Origin of the sequence: Paenibacillus sp. GCM10027628 (genome assembly GCF_042676385.1) — a bacterium.
Taxonomy (GTDB): Bacteria; Bacillota; Bacilli; order Paenibacillales; family NBRC-103111; genus Paenibacillus_E.
On record NZ_JBHTHA010000036.1, the window covers coordinates 350,726 to 371,906 of the forward strand.

28 protein-coding genes and 3 tRNA genes are annotated in these 21,181 nt (G+C 44.1%); 11 read left to right on the forward strand and 20 right to left on the reverse strand.

Annotated features, from left to right (window positions below; genetic code table 11):
* Positions 1–13: 13 nt before the first annotated feature.
* Positions 14–496, reverse strand: a complete 483-nt coding sequence (locus tag ACFQZT_RS24570) for a CcdC family protein (protein ID WP_379304113.1) — start codon at positions 494–496, stop codon at positions 14–16.
* 197 nt (positions 497–693) lie between these two features.
* Between ACFQZT_RS24570 and ACFQZT_RS24575 the strand changes: the two genes are divergently transcribed.
* The 3 genes from ACFQZT_RS24575 (at position 694) to ACFQZT_RS24590 (ending at position 3,516) form a co-directional block, all read left to right on the forward strand.
* Entirely contained in the window at positions 694–1,446 is a 753-nt protein-coding gene (locus ACFQZT_RS24575) for an MBL fold metallo-hydrolase (RefSeq protein ID WP_379304115.1), read from the forward strand.
* A gap of 43 nt (positions 1,447–1,489) precedes the next feature.
* Entirely contained in the window at positions 1,490–1,726 is a 237-nt protein-coding gene (locus ACFQZT_RS24580; protein ID WP_379304117.1) for a DUF3892 domain-containing protein, read from the forward strand.
* Between the two features lie 167 nt (positions 1,727–1,893).
* A complete protein-coding gene (locus ACFQZT_RS24590) occupies positions 1,894–3,516 on the forward strand; it encodes an ATP-binding protein (RefSeq protein ID WP_460872347.1) in 1,623 nt (540 codons plus the stop codon).
* On the opposite strand, the gene ACFQZT_RS24595 is transcribed toward ACFQZT_RS24590, so the two are convergent.
* Together ACFQZT_RS24595 and ACFQZT_RS24600 are read right to left on the reverse strand one after the other, a co-directional pair.
* Positions 3,513–3,950 (reverse strand): GNAT family N-acetyltransferase, encoded by a 438-nt coding sequence (locus tag ACFQZT_RS24595; protein ID WP_379304123.1) that lies wholly within the window; start codon positions 3,948–3,950, stop codon positions 3,513–3,515. The two genes, ACFQZT_RS24590 and ACFQZT_RS24595, sit on opposite strands and share 4 nt — an antisense overlap.
* A gap of 68 nt (positions 3,951–4,018) precedes the next feature.
* The gene (locus tag ACFQZT_RS24600; protein ID WP_379304125.1) at positions 4,019–4,483 is read right to left on the reverse strand and encodes a divergent PAP2 family protein; all 465 of its coding nucleotides are present in this window, start codon (positions 4,481–4,483) and stop codon (positions 4,019–4,021) included.
* 133 nt (positions 4,484–4,616) lie between these two features.
* On the opposite strand from ACFQZT_RS24600, the gene ACFQZT_RS24605 reads away from it, so the two are divergent.
* Positions 4,617–5,045, forward strand: coding sequence for a CBS domain-containing protein (locus tag ACFQZT_RS24605; protein ID WP_379304127.1), 429 nt, complete (start codon positions 4,617–4,619; stop codon positions 5,043–5,045).
* On the opposite strand, the gene ACFQZT_RS24610 is transcribed toward ACFQZT_RS24605, so the two are convergent.
* From ACFQZT_RS24610 to ACFQZT_RS24645, 8 genes are all read right to left on the reverse strand, one after another.
* Positions 5,014–6,225 carry an ArnT family glycosyltransferase gene (locus ACFQZT_RS24610; protein ID WP_379304129.1) on the reverse strand — a complete coding sequence of 404 codons (1,212 nt, stop codon included), beginning with the start codon at positions 6,223–6,225 and terminating at the stop codon, positions 5,014–5,016. The genes ACFQZT_RS24605 and ACFQZT_RS24610 overlap by 32 nt on opposite strands.
* A gap of 14 nt (positions 6,226–6,239) precedes the next feature.
* Complete coding sequence (locus tag ACFQZT_RS24615; RefSeq protein WP_379304131.1) at positions 6,240–6,593, reverse strand: EamA family transporter; 354 nt, start codon at positions 6,591–6,593, stop codon at positions 6,240–6,242.
* Positions 6,590–6,934 carry a DUF2304 domain-containing protein gene (locus ACFQZT_RS24620; protein WP_379304133.1) on the reverse strand — a complete coding sequence of 115 codons (345 nt, stop codon included), beginning with the start codon at positions 6,932–6,934 and terminating at the stop codon, positions 6,590–6,592. The genes ACFQZT_RS24615 and ACFQZT_RS24620 overlap by 4 nt, the downstream gene beginning before the upstream one ends.
* Positions 6,935–6,939: 5 nt before the next feature.
* Positions 6,940–7,638 (reverse strand): glycosyltransferase family 2 protein, encoded by a 699-nt coding sequence (locus ACFQZT_RS24625; protein ID WP_379304135.1) that lies wholly within the window; start codon positions 7,636–7,638, stop codon positions 6,940–6,942.
* Positions 7,639–7,813: 175 nt separating this feature from the next.
* Positions 7,814–7,993 (reverse strand): hypothetical protein, encoded by a 180-nt coding sequence (locus ACFQZT_RS24630; RefSeq protein WP_379304137.1) that lies wholly within the window; start codon positions 7,991–7,993, stop codon positions 7,814–7,816.
* Between the two features lie 218 nt (positions 7,994–8,211).
* Positions 8,212–8,721, reverse strand: coding sequence for a hypothetical protein (locus ACFQZT_RS24635; protein WP_379304139.1), 510 nt, complete (start codon positions 8,719–8,721; stop codon positions 8,212–8,214).
* Between the two features lie 23 nt (positions 8,722–8,744).
* A complete protein-coding gene (locus ACFQZT_RS24640) occupies positions 8,745–9,296 on the reverse strand; it encodes a superoxide dismutase family protein (protein ID WP_379304141.1) in 552 nt (183 codons plus the stop codon).
* Between the two features lie 176 nt (positions 9,297–9,472).
* Complete coding sequence (locus ACFQZT_RS24645) at positions 9,473–9,799, reverse strand: hypothetical protein (protein ID WP_379304143.1); 327 nt, start codon at positions 9,797–9,799, stop codon at positions 9,473–9,475.
* A 329-nt stretch (positions 9,800–10,128) separates the two neighbouring features.
* Between ACFQZT_RS24645 and ACFQZT_RS24650 the strand changes: the two genes are divergently transcribed.
* The 3 genes from ACFQZT_RS24650 to ACFQZT_RS24660 all read left to right on the forward strand — a co-directional run bounded on the left by ACFQZT_RS24650 (position 10,129) and on the right by ACFQZT_RS24660 (position 11,134).
* Positions 10,129–10,284 carry a hypothetical protein gene (locus tag ACFQZT_RS24650; RefSeq protein ID WP_379304145.1) on the forward strand — a complete coding sequence of 52 codons (156 nt, stop codon included), beginning with the start codon at positions 10,129–10,131 and terminating at the stop codon, positions 10,282–10,284.
* Between the two features lie 156 nt (positions 10,285–10,440).
* Entirely contained in the window at positions 10,441–10,650 is a 210-nt protein-coding gene (locus ACFQZT_RS24655) for an alpha/beta-type small acid-soluble spore protein (protein WP_379304147.1), read from the forward strand.
* A gap of 193 nt (positions 10,651–10,843) precedes the next feature.
* Positions 10,844–11,134: a hypothetical protein gene (locus ACFQZT_RS24660; RefSeq protein WP_379304149.1), complete on the forward strand. Its 291-nt coding sequence runs from the start codon at positions 10,844–10,846 to the stop codon at positions 11,132–11,134.
* Between the two features lie 65 nt (positions 11,135–11,199).
* Here the strand turns inward: ACFQZT_RS24660 and ACFQZT_RS24665 are convergent, their stop codons facing one another.
* Positions 11,200–11,394: a hypothetical protein gene (locus ACFQZT_RS24665; RefSeq protein ID WP_379304151.1), complete on the reverse strand. Its 195-nt coding sequence runs from the start codon at positions 11,392–11,394 to the stop codon at positions 11,200–11,202.
* Positions 11,395–11,579: 185 nt separating this feature from the next.
* Between ACFQZT_RS24665 and ACFQZT_RS24670 the strand changes: the two genes are divergently transcribed.
* Together ACFQZT_RS24670 and ACFQZT_RS24675 are read left to right on the forward strand one after the other, a co-directional pair.
* A complete protein-coding gene (locus tag ACFQZT_RS24670; protein WP_379304153.1) occupies positions 11,580–11,795 on the forward strand; it encodes a hypothetical protein in 216 nt (71 codons plus the stop codon).
* A gap of 639 nt (positions 11,796–12,434) precedes the next feature.
* Positions 12,435–12,917 (forward strand): hypothetical protein, encoded by a 483-nt coding sequence (locus ACFQZT_RS24675; RefSeq protein ID WP_379304155.1) that lies wholly within the window; start codon positions 12,435–12,437, stop codon positions 12,915–12,917.
* 161 nt (positions 12,918–13,078) lie between these two features.
* On the opposite strand, the gene ACFQZT_RS24680 is transcribed toward ACFQZT_RS24675, so the two are convergent.
* Both ACFQZT_RS24680 and ACFQZT_RS24685 read right to left on the reverse strand, forming a co-directional pair.
* Positions 13,079–13,151 (reverse strand) — tRNA-Val (locus ACFQZT_RS24680).
* A gap of 44 nt (positions 13,152–13,195) precedes the next feature.
* Positions 13,196–14,548, reverse strand: coding sequence for a Na+/H+ antiporter NhaC family protein (locus ACFQZT_RS24685; protein WP_379304157.1), 1,353 nt, complete (start codon positions 14,546–14,548; stop codon positions 13,196–13,198).
* 232 nt (positions 14,549–14,780) lie between these two features.
* Here ACFQZT_RS24685 and ACFQZT_RS24690 point away from each other — a divergent pair, with 232 nt between their 5' ends.
* On the forward strand, positions 14,781–15,920 hold the full coding sequence (locus ACFQZT_RS24690) for a hypothetical protein (protein WP_379304159.1): 1,140 nt from the start codon (positions 14,781–14,783) through the stop codon (positions 15,918–15,920).
* A gap of 52 nt (positions 15,921–15,972) precedes the next feature.
* Here ACFQZT_RS24690 and ACFQZT_RS24695 read toward each other — a convergent pair whose 3' ends face one another.
* From ACFQZT_RS24695 to ACFQZT_RS24710, 4 genes are all read right to left on the reverse strand, one after another.
* Entirely contained in the window at positions 15,973–16,710 is a 738-nt protein-coding gene (locus ACFQZT_RS24695) for a DUF1906 domain-containing protein (protein ID WP_379304161.1), read from the reverse strand.
* A 284-nt stretch (positions 16,711–16,994) separates the two neighbouring features.
* Positions 16,995–17,068, reverse strand: a tRNA-Ile gene (locus ACFQZT_RS24700).
* A 14-nt stretch (positions 17,069–17,082) separates the two neighbouring features.
* A tRNA-Met gene (locus ACFQZT_RS24705) sits at positions 17,083–17,159 on the reverse strand.
* Between the two features lie 90 nt (positions 17,160–17,249).
* Positions 17,250–17,414 carry a hypothetical protein gene (locus ACFQZT_RS24710; RefSeq protein WP_188173004.1) on the reverse strand — a complete coding sequence of 55 codons (165 nt, stop codon included), beginning with the start codon at positions 17,412–17,414 and terminating at the stop codon, positions 17,250–17,252.
* A 148-nt stretch (positions 17,415–17,562) separates the two neighbouring features.
* On the opposite strand from ACFQZT_RS24710, the gene ACFQZT_RS24715 reads away from it, so the two are divergent.
* Positions 17,563–18,075, forward strand: coding sequence for a 2'-5' RNA ligase family protein (locus tag ACFQZT_RS24715; RefSeq protein ID WP_379304163.1), 513 nt, complete (start codon positions 17,563–17,565; stop codon positions 18,073–18,075).
* A gap of 51 nt (positions 18,076–18,126) precedes the next feature.
* Here the strand turns inward: ACFQZT_RS24715 and ACFQZT_RS34020 are convergent, their stop codons facing one another.
* Together ACFQZT_RS34020 and ACFQZT_RS24730 are read right to left on the reverse strand one after the other, a co-directional pair.
* Positions 18,127–19,869 (reverse strand): hypothetical protein, encoded by a 1,743-nt coding sequence (locus ACFQZT_RS34020; protein WP_460872355.1) that lies wholly within the window; start codon positions 19,867–19,869, stop codon positions 18,127–18,129.
* A gap of 12 nt (positions 19,870–19,881) precedes the next feature.
* Positions 19,882–21,135, reverse strand: coding sequence for an efflux RND transporter periplasmic adaptor subunit (locus ACFQZT_RS24730; protein WP_379304167.1), 1,254 nt, complete (start codon positions 21,133–21,135; stop codon positions 19,882–19,884).
* Positions 21,136–21,181: the final 46 nt, after the last annotated feature.

Genomic DNA, 21,181 nt, shown 5'->3' on the forward strand with positions numbered 1-21,181 from the left:
ATACCAATTTCGTCTAGTTCTTTCGGCTTAATGCTTGGAACTGAACATACATGGCAACCCGCCAAGGAAGCAGCATGCCATAAGCCAAAATAAAAAATAAGGCTCCTGTCTGATAAATGGAGACAAACTCTTCTACATATCCATGCAAAGCAAGTCTAATGATCAATAGAATGAGCAATATCCCTATAAATGCCTTCGATCGTTTCATATAAACTTGACCGTCTTGCACATAAAACTTCGACGTACGAATTAACGGATAAGCAAAAAGTACCGCACCCACCATAAAAGCTGCAATCCCCCATAGGACAGGGATTCGCATCATCGGCGCCACAAACATCAGAAATCCTGTTGTCATGCCAATAGGCGGCATAATAATTTTCATCGTATTGACCGGCTTCGCGGACGCACGCATTCGGACGAACATGACCATTAGCGCCGCGACTAAAGACCCGATCAGAGAAATCGCATGCAAATGGGATGTAAATGTAAAAGACATCTTTAAAGCCTCCTAACAGCTTTTGCCAAGGCAAAACTTGTTTCGTAACATAAGATTAGTATAACTAATTCTCGCTATGCTCATTATATCACTGCCCTAACCGCTTCTAAAGTGAATTCACATAATGGTTGAAATTCGGCAAGCTCCCATGCTACATTAGAAAAAGATGATTTTTGTCGAAATATGGAGGCGGCTGAATGAGTTTGCATATTCAAATGATTGGAACCGGCAGCGCTTTTGCCAAAACCTATTACAACACAAGCGCCATGGTTATGACGGAACATGCCAAGATACTCATCGATTGTGGATTTAATACGCCAAAATCGCTGCATGAAATCGGAATTGCACCCGATCAAATCGATGGAATCGTCATTTCCCATATCCACGCCGATCATGTCGGCGGATTGGAAGAAGTCGCATTTCGCTTGTTGTATCAGTACAACAAAAAGCGAATCAAGCTCTTTCTTACCGAGCCTCTGGCCGACGTTCTCTGGGAGAATACACTCAAAGGCGGCATGTTCAATCCCGAAGAAGGTTTTAACTCTCTCGATGATTATTTTGATGTGATACGAATTGAAGAGAACAAGCAGACGGAAATACTGCCAGGCCTCGCCATCGAATTCATGCCTACGCAACATATTCTCCGCAAAATCAGCTACTCTCTTTTCATTAATGGCCAAACGTTTTATAGCGCAGATATCCGTTTCGACGCAGAGTTGCTTTTACATGAAGTGGTTCAGAAAAGACAATGTCATACGATCCTTCATGATTGCCAACTAACCGGTCAAGGCGCTATTCACGCAACTCTATCCGAATTGCTTACGTTACCGGTCGATGTGCAGAAACGCATTTATCTAATGCATTATGATGATAAAATGCCCTCCTTCATCGGTCAAACGGGCAGTATGACTTTTATCGAACAGTATCAAATTCTAGCGCTGTCTGAATAATAATGTCCTTTGGCTTCCATACTAAGCTGTGGAGGTGATTGTTATGAATCCAAACAACAAAGAACAAGTCGTCGCTGTCAGAAAAAATGGCGATGGCGATATTATTCAGCTCCAGCTGTCCTCAGGAACTGTTGTCGATTACAAGCAAGCTCAACAGATGGCAAAAGCCGGGCAGATCGAACATGTCAATGTGTTTAGGGGACGCGATGGAGATGAGCATTTGCGTTCTGATGCAGACGGCGATCCGAACAATAATCTAGATCAATTACCAACTTTTTAACAGATATACCAGAGCCTGCACAGGAAATGTTCCAGCAGGTTCTTTTTTCGAGAAAATCCGTGATTATTTCCTATTATTTACGAATTTGTTGAAGGGATTTTAACGCCAATAGAGAACATATGACAAGGGTGTAAATACCGTCATGCTTGCACTCAGGAGATGATACGGTGGTAATCAACTGGATTCTTTATGCTTATGCTATCATTTTTACCGTTTATGCGAATGTTTCGCAATCTGCGATCAACCCGATTTTGCTCATTCTGTCCTGTATTCTATTTGTAGTCAGTCTGCATGCTGGCCGTTATTCTTCCGTCATGCCATGGATACGCATTCTGCTCATATGCTGCTTTCATTGGGCAAGTCAACTTAATCTCATTTTGCCCTTATACTTGCTTACCTTGTCGCGTGATATTTATTTGGAAGACAGCCCGATAAGGTCATGGAGCTTAGCCACTTTCCACGCTCTGACTTTTATAATCACCGCTTACTTTGTATGGGATCATGGATCTCAATATTTGTTCAGGTTTTACGAAGTTACAAGCGTACTCCATTTCATTGCGGCTGCACTGTTAACCAGAAAGAGTCACACGTCGATTAAGCAGACCGAAATTCTCAGGAAAGAGCGAGTTTTGCTTTCTAAACAAGATTCATTAACAGGTCTGTATAACTATGAGGAATGCCACCACCGATTGAAACAATTGATCGAGGAAAAGCAAGGTTTGGTCCTTATCCTGATCGATTGCACCGACTTGAAGTCAATGAATACGACTCGCGGCTTTCAAGCGGGGAACTTAATTTTGAAGCAAATCGCGGAACTGCTCAAAATTTTATTTTCTGACGCGTTGTTCATTTCAAGATACGGCGGCGATGAATTCGCCGTTGTGATGCCGCTAGCGAAGGATAACCAACCCTCTTCCATTTCTTACAAACTGCAGCTTGATTCTGAGCTGCCGAAATTGACCGGCATTCAAATTACATACGGAATTGCAGCCTATCCCTCGGAAGGGTTGACGAAGGATGATCTGATTTTACTTGCGGAACATAATTTATTTATGAAAAAACGCGAAACCTGGCTCAAGCGCGAGGAACATATGCTTCGTTCGGAGAAACTTCGCGTCGTCGGAGAACTTGCTTCCGGTATGGCGCACGAAATTAGAAATCCTTTGACTACCGTAAGGGGCTTTCTACAGATTTCAAAAGCAAACGGCTACAATATCGAAAATTGGTACTCGATGATTATGGATGAGATCGATCGTATGAGTGATTTAACGGCTGAATTCCTCCAATTCTCCAAACCGCACTCGACCCAATTCCGCGTCCATTCACTTCACGAATGTGTATTGAAAATAATTTCGCTAATGGAATCAGAGGCTACCCGACTCGGACATGAAATTCACTACAGCGAATCTTTTAAACCGATTTTTATGTTGATGGATCAGGATAAGATGATACAGTTGCTGCTGAATTTGGTGAAAAACGCTTGTGAAGCGATGGAAGAAAGCGGTATCATTCAAATCAAATTAAGCCGCGATCAAAAGAACGCGACCTTGATTATTGAAGATAATGGACCTGGGATTTCAACTGATCTCCTTGAAAAGATATTTCATCCCTTCTATACGACGAAAGAAAGCGGAACGGGACTGGGACTGTCCATTTGCCATAAAATCGTGCAGGATCATCAAGGTACGCTGGAAGTGGAAAGCGAGCCCGGTCGAGGCGCACGCTTCATAATCATGTTTCCGCTTGCTACAGAAGAAGATATGAATTACGAAAAAGCCGCTTCTAGTTAAAGTGGCTTTTTCATTCTTACATGAAGAATATCGGCATCATAAAAAGGCTCTTCCGAAATCACCCTATAGCCTAACTGGCTATAAAATCCTTCCGCTTGGCATTGAGCGTCCAATATCGCAAATTGGGCATCCAACTCGCGAGCTTGCTGCTCCATTTCCAAAATAAGCTGCTTACCCAGTCCTTTGCCGCGGTACTCTTTCAAGACGGCAACACGCTGAAACTTTGCTGTCTTATCCTCATAGAAGTACCAACGGGCTGTTGCAACAGGCCTTTCTTCATCTACCATGAGAACATGATGGCAGGCAGCCGGGGATTCATCTTTTTCATCCATTTCCAATTCCTCAGGGACCTGTTGCTCCTCCACAAACACTTTCATACGTACTTCAAAACATGCTTCCAGCTCTTCTATCGTTGTGACACGAATCATTTCCATATTGACTTTCATCCTTTCTGAGAACGTTTCTTGATCTTATCCCATTCTCAAAAAGTTGTCTATACGCTTTATTTGTTTCGCCACTCAAGCAAATAGCTAAAAGCACCAACAGCCATACCCAACAAAGCTCCGCCCAGCACTTCCGTTGGCAAATGACCTAGCCGCTCTTTGAGCTCTTTGCGTCTGCGCGCATGATAGAGCCCCGGATACTGGCGTGCAAGTCTCTCCACCTGCTCATCCAAATCATTCACTTCGATGGCTATTTCCCCGGCAGCCCGCCGAATGCCCATTGCGTCGTACATGACAACGGCCCCGAAAACAGAGCTCACAGCAAAATCAATAGCCGATACCCCTCGTTTTAAAGCAATATAGGTTGCCAGTGCGGATACGCCTGCAGAGTGGGAACTGGGCATGCCTCCTGTTTGTATGAGCTGGGACCAATCCCACTCTTTCGTCTTCGCATATGTGATAGGTATTTTCGCCGCCTGTGCTGCACCTATTCCGATTAACGCGGTCGTTAAAGCTCGATTCATAAAATCACCTCTCACATAGAATCCATCGCAGGTTTAGATTCTATTCGCTTTTTTTGATACAATGGAGGAGGTAACCCCCCCTGTTTTACGTAGAACGTTTTTCTTACCGAAAAACTCTAAGGAGTGTTAACGAATGAATATTGCATTTTTCCTTTTACCTAAATCCGAAGTCATAACTACGACTTTACAAACGACGCTGCGCCAAACGCTAGAGCGTATGGAATTTCATCGATATACGGCTGTACCCATACTTTCTGATGAGGGACTTTATGTCGGAACTGTGACGGAAGGCGACCTGCTGTGGTTCCTTAAAAACTCAGAAGGCGTAGGCTTTGAAAACGCTCATCGCCATCTCCTGGAAGAAGTGCCGCTGCGCATGAAAAATAAGCCCGTTCACATCCATGCCGAAATGGATGATCTAATCGAGCTTGCTAAAGTACAAAACTTCGTTCCTGTCGTTGACGATTCCGATAAGTTCATTGGCATCGTGCGCAGAAGCGACATTATCGAATACTGTGCAAAACAAATGTTTAAATCCCCTTCCGCGGCATTAGAGATGTAGTCCAGGCGTATCGCACCAGAAACCCGATCTGCGTCAAGAAGTAAGCTGTTCCCAACATAAGAAACGGAAGCATCGCATACAGATATCGATCAACGGGGATGAACACCATATGCACACCTAAAAAAACCAGAAAGCTAACTGCCAAAAAGCGGATGGAATGGTTTCTCCAGCTCAACAAGGACAGCGTTAAACTGCCAATGACGATCAGGTCATTATGCAGTTTCAATAACAAATTTGCATACCACGCCGGCACGGAAAATGGGTAAGGCCCCACCCACATCGTTTTGAAAAAGATGAGCAATTTTCCAATAGTCATCCATTTGATCCATAGAATCGGATCCTCTTTGAACCCTTGCCGAATCCGTTTGACGCCTTCAGCAAACTGATGATCTTTGTCGATATGGTTCCAATCAATCGTGCCTTGGAAGTAAGGGTCCGTTCCGCCCAGGAACGGATTGCCTGCTTCTCCTTTGGCGATGAAAATAAACTCATGAAACGTTAGCGCATTTCGAATCCACCATGGCAGCATAACGAAAGCGAACGAAGCGGCGGCAAGCATGGCGGGCTTCATATCCAATTTCTTCTCTTTGATCCAAAGGAATAAATAAGGAATGACGGCCATCGGGAGCGAATTGGGCCGAATTAGCACACAGACCCCCAGCAACAAACCCATCCAAAGATGGTCCCTCCATTTATTCTCCTGAATGATCCGCACTTGCATATAGAGCATACCCGTAAAAGCAGTCAAAAATGGTACTTCCGTTAGGATAAGTGAAGCCGACCATACATAGGAAGGATAGATCGCAGCAAAACCTGCTGCCAGTAGCCCCGTTAGAGGATGAAACAAGCGGCAGCCCAGCAAATAAATGAATGTAATTGCCCCCAGCGCTATGAAGCAGTTCAGCACTCGAACGACCATTAAAGCGGACTCAAGCCGATCATAACCAGTTAAGCTAAATATCGCCGCTAAAAGAATCGGCCATCCAGGTGTGACGAGCGAATTCGGTATCGTATCGCGGTATGCATATATGCCTTTATCCAGAAGTTGAATCGTTGTTTTCGTATACTCCAGTTGATCCCATTCCAAAGGTGCATACTCAGCTTCGAGAACATAATGAAGTCTTAGATACAAGGCGACCCCCAATAGAAGCATAAGCCCAATCAAAGTTCCTTTTTTCATGAATCCCTCACTCCCTATCTAGCTAGCATCCAAGCGCCGCCAACAAGCAGTACTAACCCCATCCATTGTGAGGTTGAAAACGTTTCTTTGAACACGAGCAGACCGCAAAGCGCCCCAATGACATATGCAATAGATTGCAACGGATATACGCGGCTGAGATCAAAGCGGCTAAGCGCTACAAACCATAATAGGGTTGCAACTCCATAAAGCAAGCAGCCAAGCAATAAGTAAGGTTGCAACAGAACCATACCTAGGTTGTCCAACCCGGTTAGCGGCGTTCGGCTTAATGCCAGCTTCCACAATATTTGTCCGCCAACAAGCAAAAACACATTCATCAAGACGATAGCAAGCGGCGTTACTTGAATCATTCCGATCCCTCTCTTCCTACCTGCTCCCGGAGCAAGGCCACTTCTTGGACAAGTCTCGTCAGTTTACGGTGAAGTTTGGAAATGACAATGGTTAAATGCATGATAAATACGAGGGAAAACAGCAAGCCTACCAGGAATAGCAAAGAAGGCGCATAGTAGATGCGCATCAAACGCGAGATTTGACTGAGCATATTCGGAAACATGCTGAATAGTGCCATAATGAATCCTAGGATTAACCATAGGATCGCATACTGCTCTTGAAGCTTTTGACGTCGAATTAACTCTATCGTTATAAATAAAAACATCAAACAAAAAGTTATGGCCAGGATATATATATTCATTTTCATCAACTCACATTGCGGATTCTTGTTACACATACGGCTATGGAAACTTTGATCATATAGTACAGCGACTTCAAAGGCGTAATCGATGAACGGCCCGCTTGCCGCGAATGCATCACAACCGATACTTCCTGCACGCGGAATTTCTGCCGCTCAAGCAATACTATCGCTTCAACTTCCGGATAATCTTCAGGGTAATAGGCAGCAAATAATTGAATGATCCCTCGATTCACAGCGCGGAAACCAGAGGTTGGATCCGTATAGGTTTTGCCAATCATCCACTGAATCATCCATGTAAAAAACCAGATCCCGATTCTTCGGCCTAAGCCGGAACGGTAGTCGGTCTTTTGCAAAAATCGGGAGCCGATGCAGCAATCCGCTTGATGGTTCAAGATGGGCTCAATGAGTTTACAAAGTTCGCAAGGATCATGCTGTCCGTCAGCATCGATTTGTATGGCCAGTTCATAACCATTCCTCTCGGCAAATAAATAGCCGGTTTGCATGGCGCCGCCGATCCCTAAATTTACGGGTAAATCCATCACGATTGCCTGTTCCGTCGCGCGAGCAATACTTGAAGTTCGATCCGTGGAACCATCGTTGATGACCAAGATATCTACCTCCGGCACCGCGCTTTTTACCGAAATAATTACATTTGCTATACTCTTTTCCTCGTTGTAGGCAGGGATTAGGACGATTGTCTTCAACTTGATGATTACACCTCCGATAAGTCCTCTTCAGTTCCAAGCATTCCCGCTTCACCTTGGAAATAAACTACACAAAAAGAAAGAATGGGGTTCAGTCCCCATTCTGCTAATTGTTGAAATATAAATGAATCGTTATACCATCCATATACGAAGAGTGGAAAACGCGGCGTACAAACTAAAAGGCAAGTTCCATGGAAGATCCATCTGACAGATCGGCGAGCTTTTCAACTGGGGTCTCGATGATGCAAGTCTCCTCAACATCGGCACGATTCTCCTCATCGGATTGCCATTTCATAAAATCAACAGTAGAAAGTCCGAGCTGGCTCAATAAGCGGTTAATATCGATTTCTCTCATGACTCCACACCTCTTCAATAGTTTGTCTATGTATAAACATTTACTATTCTATACTTTATCGGTCATTCCAGCTTCTGTAAATAAGTGCATATTGTCGAATCGCCTAAAAAATCGATCAAATCCATCTTAATAAAATTTGATGAAATTGATCGGAATTCGACAAAAAGAACAAAAGAGCCGCGTCGAGCGGCTCTTTTGTCATTGAGAAGACATTTGTCTTACTGTACTTGTCCGTTGGAGGAGGCTTTTGACGAAACAAATTCGCTTGCCCAATCCACCATACCATTCATCAGAGTAAGTACCAGATTAACTGCATCTTTTTCGGTTAAAGAACCATTGGTCTGACTGCTTACGTATTGCGACGTTTTCTGCTCCAGCTTCTCAACTAGATCCTTTATTTTCAACAATTCGTACGCTAGATCCGATACTTGTTGTCCATTAGAACTTTGTTGATTGGCATTCTGATTTTGTCCCTGGATTTGACTTTGTCCTTGATTCTGAGCTTGATTTTGGCCTTGGCTTTGTTGGTTCGAGTTTGAGAATTGTTCATTTTGACCGGAATTCTGGTCATCGTTTTGAGCCTGATTTTGGCCTTGTCCGTAACCTGAGCTTTGCGAACTCCCCGTGTTCATCAACATTTTCTTAACATGTTCCAGCTCTATGAGCACCATGTCATTTTGTTTGGTCAACTCGTCAATTTGTAATTTCAGGTCCTGTGTCTTAATCATGTTGTTTCTGACCGTCCCTTCAATTATTTCACCGCTCCGCAAGCAATGCGTTTACCGGAGTTGCCAGATGGGTCTGTTTTATAATCATCCACTTGTTCATGAATGACGATGCTGGTGCCCCCCGGTTTCAGCAATGAATTGGGCTTGTCCGGAAGAAGAACAACACTTTTCGAAATTGCGTCGAATCTCCCGTTGCCCTGCTCATCAACGAGCATATTTGGCAAATCTCCCGCGTGATACCCTTTGGGATTGTTGAACCCATGCTGCTTATGAGTAGGATTCAGGTGGGCTCCTGCGGATTCAAAAGTCGGCGCCTCGCAGACAGCCTTCTCATGAACGTGCAGACCATGTAAACCTGGCTTCAATCCGCTGGCTTGAACCTCAATCCGTACTCCCTCTTGGACTGCTGTAAGTTTAGCGGTTCCTATCGTTTGTCCCGTAGTGCCAATCAATGGTACGTTAATTTCTTGTGGCGGAGCTTCCGCATTTGCCGTCGCTACGTTTTGAGCAGATTGACAGCCGCTAAGCATAAGCACGGCCAAACTGGCGGACATTAGGATATTCATTGACTTCATGGGAAAGTTCCTCCTAGTTGCTAGACGTTATACAAAAACTACCCTTAGGATGCGCAACTGGTTTCACCTGTAAACGTCGGAAGGAACAAAATTTAAGTTATCTTCCATTAAAATTAAGAAAAGCCTGCAATACCACGATTGCAGACTCTTTCCAGATATGCAGGAGCCCCAAATGATTACAATATAGTCATCAACTTTGCGATCGTTTGTAGATTCTCCAGCTTCCGTTTGTAAAAATGGAACTCAACTTTCGTGTGCTCAACAGTTGCTTCCATACGTAGAACTTGCTGCTGCAATTCTTTGGTGTACAGCCACAGCTCAGCTTGACGTTGCAGCTCGTTCTTCCCCGTTACCAATCCTTCCCCGATGATCTCGCATTCTTTGGCCAACAATTGATGCTTGGCCAAAGCCAGATCATTAACCGCATCCACATAAATAGCTTCGGCTTGCTTTAACAATTCAGGCACGAGCTGAAGTTCCAAAATAACATCGGACCGATTCATTTGGATTCCTCCTACTGAGTTTTGCTTTGCCTCATATATATTCAAATGAGGACAAAACATGCTATGTAAGCTTTCTCGGAACGGCTACCCTTGCACCATTCAAACTTAATACGTTATGTATCACACGATATCATCGTATGGATCCTTACTTTTCTCGCTGTGCATTCAACTTTATAGATCATCTTCCGACAGCATCTGACGGGGATATTCGCGTAATGTGACAATCACATTAAGTTTCTGTTAAATCGTATTTTTGAGCCTTCCCCCTACTTGTCCAATTATTAAGAAAGCGTTATCATGATACTATACGTATCGGAGGAGGTGACTAAATGAGCCAAGAGGAAGAAGTAGTATCCGTGAACGAAGAAGAAATCGTCGAAGAATCCGCTGAAGACGTAGTCAGCGAAGAAACAATCGAGGAAGAAACTGATGCTGTCCAGGAAGCTGCAGCAGCTGAGGAAAGTTCGGAATCCGAAGAAGAATAATTCTTAATATACAAGTGTCCCCCTCTTCATTAGAGGGGGTTTATTTATGTTGAAATGTAGGAAAAAGCACAATTGTAATTTTTTTAAAATGAAGCGTATAAATAATCTGAACATTCAAATAATACTAGTGTACCAAAAAAAAGGAGATGATTTTGAATGGCTAACAACAACACTTTAGTCGTGCAACAAGCAAAGGCAGCATTGGATCAACTAAAGTTAGAAGTCGCTCAGGAAATTGGTGTTCCTCTCTCCCCAAATGGCTACAACGGTAACTTAGCTACTCGTGATGCTGGTGCCATTGGCGGCAACATCACCAAGCGATTGGTGCAAATCGCTGAACAACAACTGTCCAGCTTCAAACGCTAATCCTTTGATGTAGGAGCAAGCACAAAAAGACTGTATCACTCCATCCTCCTTAGAGTGAATAACAGTCTTTTCCTTTTTCTTCGAAATCATCTTGAAATCCTTCAATATTCTCACTAGTTTGCTCCAAGCCATTTTCATCGTAAGTTGCTTCTAGTATGATAGCCTTACGACGTAACTTAAAGGAGAGCTTAGCGTGACCGAACAATATGAAATTTTCCGTGACCCCTACCGGATGCTTATTCTCTTGGCCACATTGGTTAGTGAGAAAGTTGGCGAAGCCGAGCTTCAATTCGACAACGTGCCCTATTTTGAAAACGAGACCTTTCTCATTCAACACGAAAAGTTCGTGTACAAAAAAGAAGCAACCGAAATCACCTGGTTTCAATTTCTAGGAAGAGACATCGCTTGCAACAAGGATTACACCCGTGAGGAATACAATCGAATGTTCGTGGATTGTCTTGCCTCCCTATACAATATTACCTAACCCCTAAAATAAGAAAAGCGCCACCTAACGGATTCTACCGTCTAGGCTGGCGCTTCATCCAATCATCACTTCTTTTTCACTTCTTCAACAAATACATCGCCTGCATCCTTTGAGCTGCCAAGCTCCAGAATCGTGTACTTCTTATCGCCGATCATGATCACATCTTCCACTTCCGGGAGAGGATCTCCCAAATAAACGGTCCCCAAATAAACGTTACTGCTTTTTAATCGCAAATTCCATCTATGTTGCTGCTTAGCCATTTCCTTCGTTCCTCCCATGCTCTAATGATTAACAAGTTACCATAAATCGTTGGAAGATGAAAGTCTAATAAAAAATCTTCAACGAAACTGTCACGAATAGACATATTCTCTCAATTTACACCTCTTCCATTAATTCTCATTTGGTGTTAATTTAATATATACATCAAAGTGAAGGAGATGGAATAATGAGAACAATCTACGATAATTACAGAGGATTCAAAATAAGCAAACTAGAAAATAAATATAATGCCGTTCAGAATGATATCATGTTTAGTCAATGGCGATTAAGCGAAGTATTAGACACCATTGATCATTACATAGAAATTAACTTTCAAAATGAACTTGCTTTCATGTCGCCTTTAATTCAAGAAATATGCCATCCCGAGCGTCAAACGCATTGACTCAGGGAAAAAGTGGACAAGAAACAAGCACGTAGAGAAACTCCGCAGCTTTTTTAGGCTACGGGGTTTTGTTTATTAGTATTGATCATAAACTCTTTTGTTTCATCTTCTGCTCTTTATTTTCGTGCACTCTTCTTTCACGCAATTATTATTTATTTTTAAGGTTGGGTTAATCTGCATTAGCTATTCTAATAACGAACCTTTTTTTCTCCTTCTTTTCATATAGAAAATTAGACTTACAACCTCACACCGTTGTAGGTCTAAATTTCATTTCTAGGGAAACTCCTTTTTAATTCATCACCAACCCCGCCTTTTTTAGCACATTATAAATCTACTGCGCATTTTATATATAGAATTTAAAAAGAATCGAGGTGAGAGGAATGGCTCGTGTCAAAGCTGTTCAGCAGCCTGATTTAATATTGATCAGTTGGACAAGAAACCCTCTGATTCCTGGATCTGCTCGCAGGTTATTGCTGCTCGTGTTATCGGCAGTGCTCAACCTTGTAGGTTTACCTTGGTACCCTGTCAGGGAACAGTGAAAAGCACTGTTCCTTTATTATTTTACAAATAGGATGAGGTTTATAACCGGGGTACTCTGGGGATTCTATAACAAATAAAACTTTGGAAGGACCTATACAAATGATCCAAGAAGAAACAACTCATAAAAATAAATTTATTGCATTAATTTGGTCTATTGCTATGCCGGGTTTAGGCCATCTTTATCTAGGCAACAAAATCATTGGGTTAGCTTTTATGGTTTATAGTGTATTATTCTTGATTCGTGCTAAACTGAATAGTATCATTTTTTACGTCTTTTCAGGGAATTTTAAAAAGGCCAATTTGTTATTTATGGAAAATCCAACATTATTTTTCCCTGCTGCTTACAGCTTCGCAATGTGGCACGCATTTAATTACAGTGTAATCGCACGTAAAGGTAATCCATTAGAGTACAAACTTACTGGATTCTTTTTCGGACTTATAATTGGGGGTGTTCCTGGGTCTAGCCAAAAATTTTTAGGAACATACATCATTACAGGATTAGTAACAGGTATCGTTACCGGAGTTCTATTTCATTTTATAGAAAAGCTAATTATGTTCATCGTAAAAAGGCGACTTCGTTAAAACTTCCTCTATCGTCTCTCTTTTTCTCCCTCCCCTTACTTCATTTCTTGGGATCAAACCTGCAACACTTGAAAGATTCGGATCTACTCCTAAACCTTCAAATCAAACGGACAAAAAGAAAAAGCCCTGATTTACAAGGCTTTTCGCTCTGATAAGATGTATGACCTGTAGTGGGCTCGAACCACTGACCCCCACCCTGTCAAGATGGTGCTCTCCCAGCTGAGCTAACAAGTCGTTTTTGAGGACAATTAGTAATATACCAAGGATCAAGATGAATGTCAACATTTTTTCAACATTTCTTTTTGACTTTGTTTTTGTCCTATCCAAAACGACCATAATAACGTACAAACTGGCAATGCCCAAAGAAAAGGTGCACATATTACATACTGCTCGACCGGTACGCCAACTATGGTTCCACAAACAATAGCTAGCATATTCCAAGGGACCATTGCAGCAAAGATCAAGCTGGAATCCGCGACGACACGAGCGAGATGACTTCGAAGATAACGTTTCTCCCAGAACGGCAACAAGCTTCGTCCCGTCATCATAATGGGCAGCGTTTGCGTACAGGCAACCAGCCCCAGACCAAGCCCAAGTAGCGACGTCCGCACAGTAGCCCCGAAAAGCGTGCTTGACTTATCGCCTAGCAATTTTTGCATATAAGGCTGAAGAACGCGACTCTCTTCAAGTATACCGTTATATGCGCCTGCCAGACCAATCAGAACAATCAATTCTATCATGCTGGATAGTCCCTTAGTATGCAGCGATGCGATTGTAGTGGATTGGTAGCCCAGCCATATGTAATGAAGCCAATCACGAAAGCCTATATGCTGTAGGAGGGTACCTAGGACAATCGCAAATGCTATCGAAAGCAGGAAGCCATATTTTGACTTCAAACGTAGCAATATGGAGCTAAGCAAAATAAGTACGGGCAGCACAAGCCAAGGCGTATAATGATATCCCCGGTCGAATTGCGGCTTAAGAGAAGCGATTTCACTGTAGTGCCAGCTTCCGCTTAAATCTTTGGACAAGAAAAAAACGATCGAGAGAACCAGAGCGCCAACGGTTGTTGGCAGTAGGGATTGGAATTGCGTTTTTACGGATACACCTGCGGAGGCTGCAACTAGTTGATTAGCGCTTGAGAACGGAGATGTTCGATCACCAACAAAGGCTCCGGACACCAATGCACCTGCTGCCAGAGGGAGAGGAATCTGCAGCAGAAGACCAATCCCGACCAAAGGAATGCCAACTGAACTAAGGGTGCCCGTAGAAGTCCCCAACAACATCGAAATTATAGCCGAGAGCAGAAATGAAAAAGTAAGAAAATAACTAGGATTAATGAATGATATTCCCTTATCAATCATGTAAGGAATTGTTCCGCTGGCTGTCCAAGTAGGGATGACCAGGCCTACAAGTGCAAGTATCCAGATTACTTCTTTGGTATGTTTTATCCCAATCCACATATTTCTCGCAATAACCGACCATGCTGTCCCGCTCCGCAAACTAAATGCAATTAATGTAAAAAGACCCAATACAAAGCCGAAAACTAAAGGAACATGCAACAAATATGCGATAGCAAGTCCAATAATTGTAATAGTAACCGTTAAACTTAGCTGGTTTTTCGTTAACATGTCGTTTCCTGACCTCACTTACATGTTTGCTTGATTATTTGACAACATACTTCAGCTATTTTAGCACAAATCTAATTTGATGGGCATGTACCATTTTTCTTTTATTTGCCGTTTCGATATGTCTTTTTTCGGTTCATAATTTAGTCATTTTAAGTAAAAACTTGACTGTGGAGCCTGAATGCAAGGCCTCCATCCATTGCTTCGTAGATACCTTACAGGAGGACGCCTAATTATGTATCGATTCCGAGCACACAGCTTGCTCAGAAAGCTGTTCTTCGTATTTATGCTGCTCCCCCTGCTGACAACCGGTTTGCAAACGGGCAGCGTTGCTGCGAATAGCTCCTTACAATTGAAAGAAGATCCCGCAAGTGCCGTCCCTTTGCGACTTATCGTTAAAGCGACGAACCGGTCCACCTATCAGACTGAAGCCAAGTTTACCGACAAAAAAATGATAAAGGAACTCGAAGCAGGCGTACCCGGAGCTCCGTTCGATGAGCCATTGCTCCCCGATACCACCCTTTCTTTTGAAAAGAATGGGCATACCTGGAACTTTGGGGTTACCGCCAAAGGCGAGGTCGTTGATCTTTCCCGAAAAATCATTCTGCAGGTTCCTCCTCGTATGCAGGAACGGTTGTCCATTCAGGTACAAACGCTAAGATCTAAGCACTATGGGGAATTGCTCCCTTGGGAGCAGGCCAGCAAGGTGCTGCCTAAATACAGCAAATTTACGATCACTGACATCGAGAGCGGTCTTAGCTTTGAGGGTCAGCGCCGCGCGGGCTCCAGTCATGCGGATGTGCAGCCGCTCACGAAGACCGACTCCGCAACGCTCAAAACCATTTATGGCGGCGCCTGGAGCTGGGACCGCAGAGCGGTCCTCGTGAAGTTGAATGGCCGTACGCTGGCCGGTTCTATGCATGGCATGCCGCACGGAGGAGATGGCATTCCCGGAAATGACTTCAACGGTCATTTCTGCATCCATTTCCTCGGGAGCGTCACCCATCGCTCCCGTTCCAGTGATCCGGCGCACCAGGTCATGGTGCACCGGGCCGCCGGCTTGCTGGACGAATACGTCAGCAAGCTCTCGCCTTGGGCGCTGATCGACGTATGGATCACCGCGGCGAATCAAGGTGACCTGCAACTGCTGCAAGTCACCACCGGGCAAGAACAAGCTGTGCATATGCGAACTATGCGCAGATTGTCCAAATTCCCGGAGCTGGATACATCCCAGCTCCTGAAGCTAGACGCCGCGGTAGACGTTTCGGCTACGCCGGAAGACTCGAACGCGACGCGAAAAAGGCGAGTCCTCTTTCACCTTGAAAGAGTCTCGCCAGAGGCGCGCTGGTACATACGCAGCGCAGAAATTCAATGATGAAAGCCTGCTCTCTGGCCAGCGTGTGCATACAACTAGCGAGCAGGCTTTTTTATTCCTCCGGCTGGCCGGACGCTTTACGCAGCTCATTTGCCATACGATGGAATTCGTCACGAGCGGCTGAAGAATTGGTTGCATTATATCCGGCTGCAAGAAATGGAATAAGAATATTGGCGTCTTGAACGGATAGCGGGTAGGTTACCGGTTTCGCTTGCAATTGCCACCAACCTTCATTTCCGTAAGATTCATCAAAGTCCACGCCGATGCCATGAGCCGTCACATCGTTCTCGAATTGGTACAGATTCAAGAAGGTCGACTTGCTGCCTCTGCTCCAGGCATATGTCTGCCAAAATCGAGAACAAGCGCCTGCCGCGCGTACCGCCTCGACAACGTCATAAGAACCGTATACACCGGTAAAATAACCTGGAGTCGCTTCACTCGCAGCTCGGATGTAAGCAAGGACTGCCGGCATTTGCCCTACGGTGGCGTCAAAGTCAACCGCGAAGTAAATGCAACTGCCTGCTGGTTGACCAACCGCATTAGCTACCTGTAAGGCTGTAGCCCCGTCCTCTAGTCCGGCAGTGCGTCCGCCGAGCGCTCGGCTCGCCGTCGTTTCAAAAACGGAGACAATTTGCAAACCCGCCTCCGAAATGGTCTGCGCTTCCGCTTTCGTTAATGCTTTAAATCCGCTCGGAACGAGATATCTGGCAACGAACCTGTAACCATCCTTGAAGAAAGCCGCTGCCGTTTGCGCCGTTAGTGGCGTCGAGCAATCGAATCCTTTGGTCATTTCAAACACCCTTCCCTTCTACTAGTTTCATATAAAATATGCTGGCATAGGGAACAATGCAACTGACGCCTACCTTAATTATGTAAAACTAGGTCGCCCGTTTCAACAAATAACCAAAAAACTCTCAACAAAAATGAGAAAACCTCTATCGAGGCCACTCAATGATGAGCGACCGCGCTTAGAGGTTGGTTTTATCGCCAATAAGAAAGCGGTTTTCGGGAACCGAAAACTTATACTTTCTTATGTGATAAAAAAACTCTTGCATTTGCAAGAGTTTCATCATATGGGCCCAGAGGGACTCGAACCCCCGACCAATCGGTTATGAGCCGACCGCTCTAACCAACTGAGCTATAGGCCCAAATACAAGTGATTTGGTTGCGGGGGCAGGATTTGAACCTGCGGCCTTCGGGTTATGAGCCCGACGAGCTACCGAGCTGCTCCACCCCGCGTCATTGGTTGCCGATTACAGCGACAAAAATAAATATACACCAACCGCGTGTGGAAAGTCAAGCATAATTTTATTGGCACTATTGGAAAAATCAGGTGCTGAAGCGGACGCCAAAGCGACCTTTTTTGGATTTATATACTTCGACTTCTTGCGGGCATTCGTAACCGTAAATCCACCAATCCTCTTCCATTCGCTTTGCCAAACAACCGGCTTGGAATTTGGAATCGTAAAGTTTGGCCCAATAAATCCAATGCATATGTGTTCACTCCGTTTATTTATGATCGATATCCCTATCATAACCAAAAAGGGTTCTGCTTATGAGGCGTTATTTCAATTCCTGCAGTTTTAGAAAAAGCAGGAAAGCGGTATAATAAGAGAACACTCAATCTAAAGGAGGAATCAATATGAACTGCGGAATCGCCATTTTTCCATCCAAGCAAGTTCAAGACGCTGCCAACAGCTACAGAAAACGGTATGATCCTCACTATAATTTCATTCAACCGCATCTGACAATCCGGGAAAAAGAAGAATGGGACGAAATGCAGCTTGCATCCGCAGTGGATCGATTGGAACAAGTAACAAGATCCATTGCTCCTTTCGAGATTGAATTCAATCGGTTCTCTTCCTTCTACCCTGTCAACAATGTCATTTATTTAGCACTCGCGGACACGACAAATATGATAAACCTGCACCAGGCCATTTGCACGGAGGAACTGGTGGAAACGAATAGGACTTTCACATTCAATCCTCATCTCACGATCGGTCAACAGTTAGGTGACGACGAACTGCACGACGTATTATCCAGTCTTAAAACAACCACGGTTGATTACCGATCCCGTGTTGATCGCGTGCATCTACTGTACCAAACTGAAAATGGAGCATGGACCGTTTATCAGACGTTCCTGCTCCGTGGATGAAAAAAAGCCGCAAGAAAAGCTCGATTTTGAGCATTTCTTGCGGCTTTTATCTCATTGCTTAAATGTTGTCAACAGACGTTTTACGGTTTCACCGTTTTCACCGGCAAAAGTCTCGAATACTTTGACGGTCAATGGGAAATCAAGCTGTCCGGAATTAACGTTTAACGTTATCGTATTGGTGCCATTAAACAAGCGACCTTCACCCGATAAAGCCTGTGTTGAACTGCCTACAGGGTCTCCGGTATTGTTGTACAATTCGAACAAGAGCTTAGAATTAAATGAATCGGCAGTTACTTGTTTATCCGATACGATATCCAGATCAAGTTTCAATTTATAGTTATAAGTCATGTTTCCTTGGAATATAGCCGAGATGGACCAATCTTTGATCTTCACATCATAAGGGTACACCTTAAGCACATCGTCTGTTACATCATTTGTCTGAACTGGCACTTTCGCAGTCGCAAGCAGTGACTTATAGGAAGTTTCCCCACTGGCTTGATTGCTGTACAAGTTCATTTTCAGCCCTTCTCCTGTCTCAGATGAAGGTAAAGCATAAGCATAGCTCACAACGTAGGAAGCTTTAGGAACAACACTAATTGCAGTTTTTGCCTGTCTGCTTCCAGCATAAGCAAAACCATCTTTACTAACCAATTCCGTTTGGATCGCAGGGATCGGGATCGGTCTATCGCTGTTGTTAGTCAGCTTGAATTTTGCAACAGCCGTATTGAAGCCGTCATCTTCATTTTTTGTTATATGAAGCTCTTCAAGTGTAACATCTACATTCGACGGCACAAATTTATTCGTAGAATCCAATTTTACCGGAGTTCCCAGCTTGTAGTCCGGAGCAGGAATAACACCTTGAGTTACAGCGCCGGTAGGTAACAGAATATTCACACGACCTACCCTGTACGTATCGTCACCACCCGTGGAGGCGAATTTCTCCGGCGTTACAACATTCAAGCTTGAGAATTCAGTGTCCAGATCACTTGGAATGACAATATGCACATATTTCTTTTCACCAGGTTCCAATGTTACGGCTGCTTCCGCACGATCGCCCGAGTATACTTTGTTCTCTGTCTTGCCGTCGATGCCAAAGCTAGGAACGGTTTGGCGCTCGTTCGTAGGATTCACGGCTTGAATTTGAACAACTGTGGATACTCCTTTTGCCGTAATTTCCTTATGAATATCAATCGGTGCAAAAAGGACCTGTGAATGCAGGGATGGAAGCGTGAAGGCTTCGCCCCATTTCAAAATAGCCGATTGTTTTGTGATGGCGCTGTCGCTACCGTTCCACACCATTCCGGCATCGGCAGCAACTGTCAATAATGTCGTTTCTTTCTTCGGATATACTTCCAAATCCACATCGACAAAGCTGATATCCGTCAGGGCGACATCGTCACTCCGGTCAACCGTAGACATATAGCTCAGCTCTTGTTGGCTTTTGGGCTGAACGGATTTTGGATTTTTCGAACTTGGTTGGAGCGTATATTCCACGCCATCAGCCATGCGGACTCGCAGTTCATAGTCAGGAACCCGGGTAACTTTGTTACCTGTATTTTTTATACGGACGACAGCACCGAGTTTCGTTGTATCAGAATTATGCTCATTTAGGATACTTTTGATTTCAACATCGATTTGATCCTTTAGATTATAGCTGACAATGTTGTTCTGCGCCGCAATTGCTGCGTTCACGGCACTAGATGGCTCAGCTGCCCAGGCCGGGAAAGCTGCTGTTGTAAGAAGCGCGGCGGAAAGTGCGATGGTGGCCAGGGATTTTTTCATAGTCTTGTTCAATTGTTTCTCCTCCTAATTCGATACTTTCACTTTGTCTTGATCTTTAAGTTGATGCTGACCGGAAATGACGAGTGTCTCGCCCTCTTTAACCCCGGAAATAATTTCTTGATTCGTCTCATTAAGGCGGCCCAATTCAACTTTACGCTTTTGAACCGTGTCTCCATTTAAAATGAACACAAATGAATCTCCGCCTTCTCGAACGATACTAAGGCTCGGTACCACTGGAACCACTTGCTCGTCTTCTTTTGTCAATTCGACTTGTGCCTTGGAGCCAGGCTTCAATTTGCCGTCCGGATTCGGAACTTCCATTTCCAGATCGTAAGCATTGGATTGACCATTAATGACATCAGATAAGAATGTGACTTTCGCGTTCGTTTTGTCAATTACCCCTGGTATGTAAAAAGTAAGTTCCGTTTTCCCTCTAACGAGATTAGCTGCTGCATCTGTCAATTGCGATTTAATTTTAACCGGATTGGTTTGTTGGACCTCGCCAACGCGGCCGCCAATTGTAATCGTCTGACCTACTTCAACGGTCAGGTCTGTTAAGACACCGGATGCCGGAGCTTTCACTTCTAAATTACTGAGCGTTCTTTCAATGCTTCGGCTATTTACTTGAGCTGTTTCATATGCGGTCTCGGCTTGAGATAGAGAATTCGTCTCTTGCAATGCTTTAAGTTTTCTACGCGCGCTGTCCAGATCCTTTTTTGTATTATTCAATGACGTTTCGGCTTGATCCAGTTGAGTTTTCGTAACTAGCCCTTGGTCATAATCATTATGTGCCTTATTATAAGCTTTCTCTAAGTCACTCACCGCTGTTTCCAATTTGGATACGCCATCCTTCGCATCTGCGATTCCATTATTAGAGTTTTGCTTTGCGGAGGACAGACCTTCTTGAGCGCCTTTCATATTCACTGCATTCAGATCTTTCTGAATCAGCGTATCCGTTGGATCTAAACGAAAAATGACATCGCCCTTCTCCACTTTCTCTCCACGTTTTTTCAGGATTTCAATGACTTCACCGTTTGCCTTCGATACCACGTCAAGACGGACTGATGATACAACATCTCCAACTTGTTCGATGGGATCTCCGATTTTTTGCTTCTCGATTTTAGCTGTTTTCACGATTTTATCTTGCTGCTGAGCAGCCGGTGTGTTGGTCGGGCTCGCAGCCGGAGCTGCTGAGCAACCAACGGCTATCGCCGCGCTAAGCGCGACGATACCGAATAATTTGACACTGCGTTTGATGGTAAACAACTGACGTTTCATTTTCGATTTCCCCTTTTCCCCTGTTCAACTTAGCGTTTTTGCAGAC

What these genes read in the sequence shown, in the direction of transcription:
- ACFQZT_RS24715 (WP_379304163.1), top strand. Translation starts at nt 17,563, where the DNA reads ATGAACTGCGGAATCGCCATTTTTCCATCCAAGCAAGTTCAAGACGCT.
- ACFQZT_RS24730 (WP_379304167.1), bottom strand. Translation starts at nt 21,135, where the DNA reads ATGAAACGTCAGTTGTTTACCATCAAACGCAGTGTCAAATTATTCGGT.
- ACFQZT_RS24640 (WP_379304141.1), bottom strand. Translation starts at nt 9,296, where the DNA reads ATGAAGTCAATGAATATCCTAATGTCCGCCAGTTTGGCCGTGCTTATG.
- ACFQZT_RS24570 (WP_379304113.1), bottom strand. Translation starts at nt 496, where the DNA reads ATGTCTTTTACATTTACATCCCATTTGCATGCGATTTCTCTGATCGGG.
- ACFQZT_RS24710 (WP_188173004.1), bottom strand. Translation starts at nt 17,414, where the DNA reads ATGCATTGGATTTATTGGGCCAAACTTTACGATTCCAAATTCCAAGCC.
- ACFQZT_RS24655 (WP_379304147.1), top strand. Translation starts at nt 10,441, where the DNA reads ATGGCTAACAACAACACTTTAGTCGTGCAACAAGCAAAGGCAGCATTG.
- ACFQZT_RS24580 (WP_379304117.1), top strand. Translation starts at nt 1,490, where the DNA reads ATGAATCCAAACAACAAAGAACAAGTCGTCGCTGTCAGAAAAAATGGC.
- ACFQZT_RS24645 (WP_379304143.1), bottom strand. Translation starts at nt 9,799, where the DNA reads ATGAATCGGTCCGATGTTATTTTGGAACTTCAGCTCGTGCCTGAATTG.
- ACFQZT_RS24690 (WP_379304159.1), top strand. Translation starts at nt 14,781, where the DNA reads ATGTATCGATTCCGAGCACACAGCTTGCTCAGAAAGCTGTTCTTCGTA.
- ACFQZT_RS24635 (WP_379304139.1), bottom strand. Translation starts at nt 8,721, where the DNA reads ATGATTAAGACACAGGACCTGAAATTACAAATTGACGAGTTGACCAAA.
- ACFQZT_RS24650 (WP_379304145.1), top strand. Translation starts at nt 10,129, where the DNA reads ATGAGCCAAGAGGAAGAAGTAGTATCCGTGAACGAAGAAGAAATCGTC.
- ACFQZT_RS24610 (WP_379304129.1), bottom strand. Translation starts at nt 6,225, where the DNA reads ATGAAAAAAGGAACTTTGATTGGGCTTATGCTTCTATTGGGGGTCGCC.
- ACFQZT_RS24605 (WP_379304127.1), top strand. Translation starts at nt 4,617, where the DNA reads ATGAATATTGCATTTTTCCTTTTACCTAAATCCGAAGTCATAACTACG.
- ACFQZT_RS24685 (WP_379304157.1), bottom strand. Translation starts at nt 14,548, where the DNA reads ATGTTAACGAAAAACCAGCTAAGTTTAACGGTTACTATTACAATTATT.
- ACFQZT_RS24695 (WP_379304161.1), bottom strand. Translation starts at nt 16,710, where the DNA reads ATGACCAAAGGATTCGATTGCTCGACGCCACTAACGGCGCAAACGGCA.
- ACFQZT_RS24595 (WP_379304123.1), bottom strand. Translation starts at nt 3,950, where the DNA reads ATGGAAATGATTCGTGTCACAACGATAGAAGAGCTGGAAGCATGTTTT.
- ACFQZT_RS24620 (WP_379304133.1), bottom strand. Translation starts at nt 6,934, where the DNA reads ATGAATATATATATCCTGGCCATAACTTTTTGTTTGATGTTTTTATTT.
- ACFQZT_RS24675 (WP_379304155.1), top strand. Translation starts at nt 12,435, where the DNA reads ATGATCCAAGAAGAAACAACTCATAAAAATAAATTTATTGCATTAATT.
- ACFQZT_RS24670 (WP_379304153.1), top strand. Translation starts at nt 11,580, where the DNA reads ATGAGAACAATCTACGATAATTACAGAGGATTCAAAATAAGCAAACTA.
- ACFQZT_RS24600 (WP_379304125.1), bottom strand. Translation starts at nt 4,483, where the DNA reads ATGAATCGAGCTTTAACGACCGCGTTAATCGGAATAGGTGCAGCACAG.
- ACFQZT_RS24575 (WP_379304115.1), top strand. Translation starts at nt 694, where the DNA reads ATGAGTTTGCATATTCAAATGATTGGAACCGGCAGCGCTTTTGCCAAA.
- ACFQZT_RS24630 (WP_379304137.1), bottom strand. Translation starts at nt 7,993, where the DNA reads ATGAGAGAAATCGATATTAACCGCTTATTGAGCCAGCTCGGACTTTCT.
- ACFQZT_RS24665 (WP_379304151.1), bottom strand. Translation starts at nt 11,394, where the DNA reads ATGGCTAAGCAGCAACATAGATGGAATTTGCGATTAAAAAGCAGTAAC.
- ACFQZT_RS24615 (WP_379304131.1), bottom strand. Translation starts at nt 6,593, where the DNA reads ATGATTCAAGTAACGCCGCTTGCTATCGTCTTGATGAATGTGTTTTTG.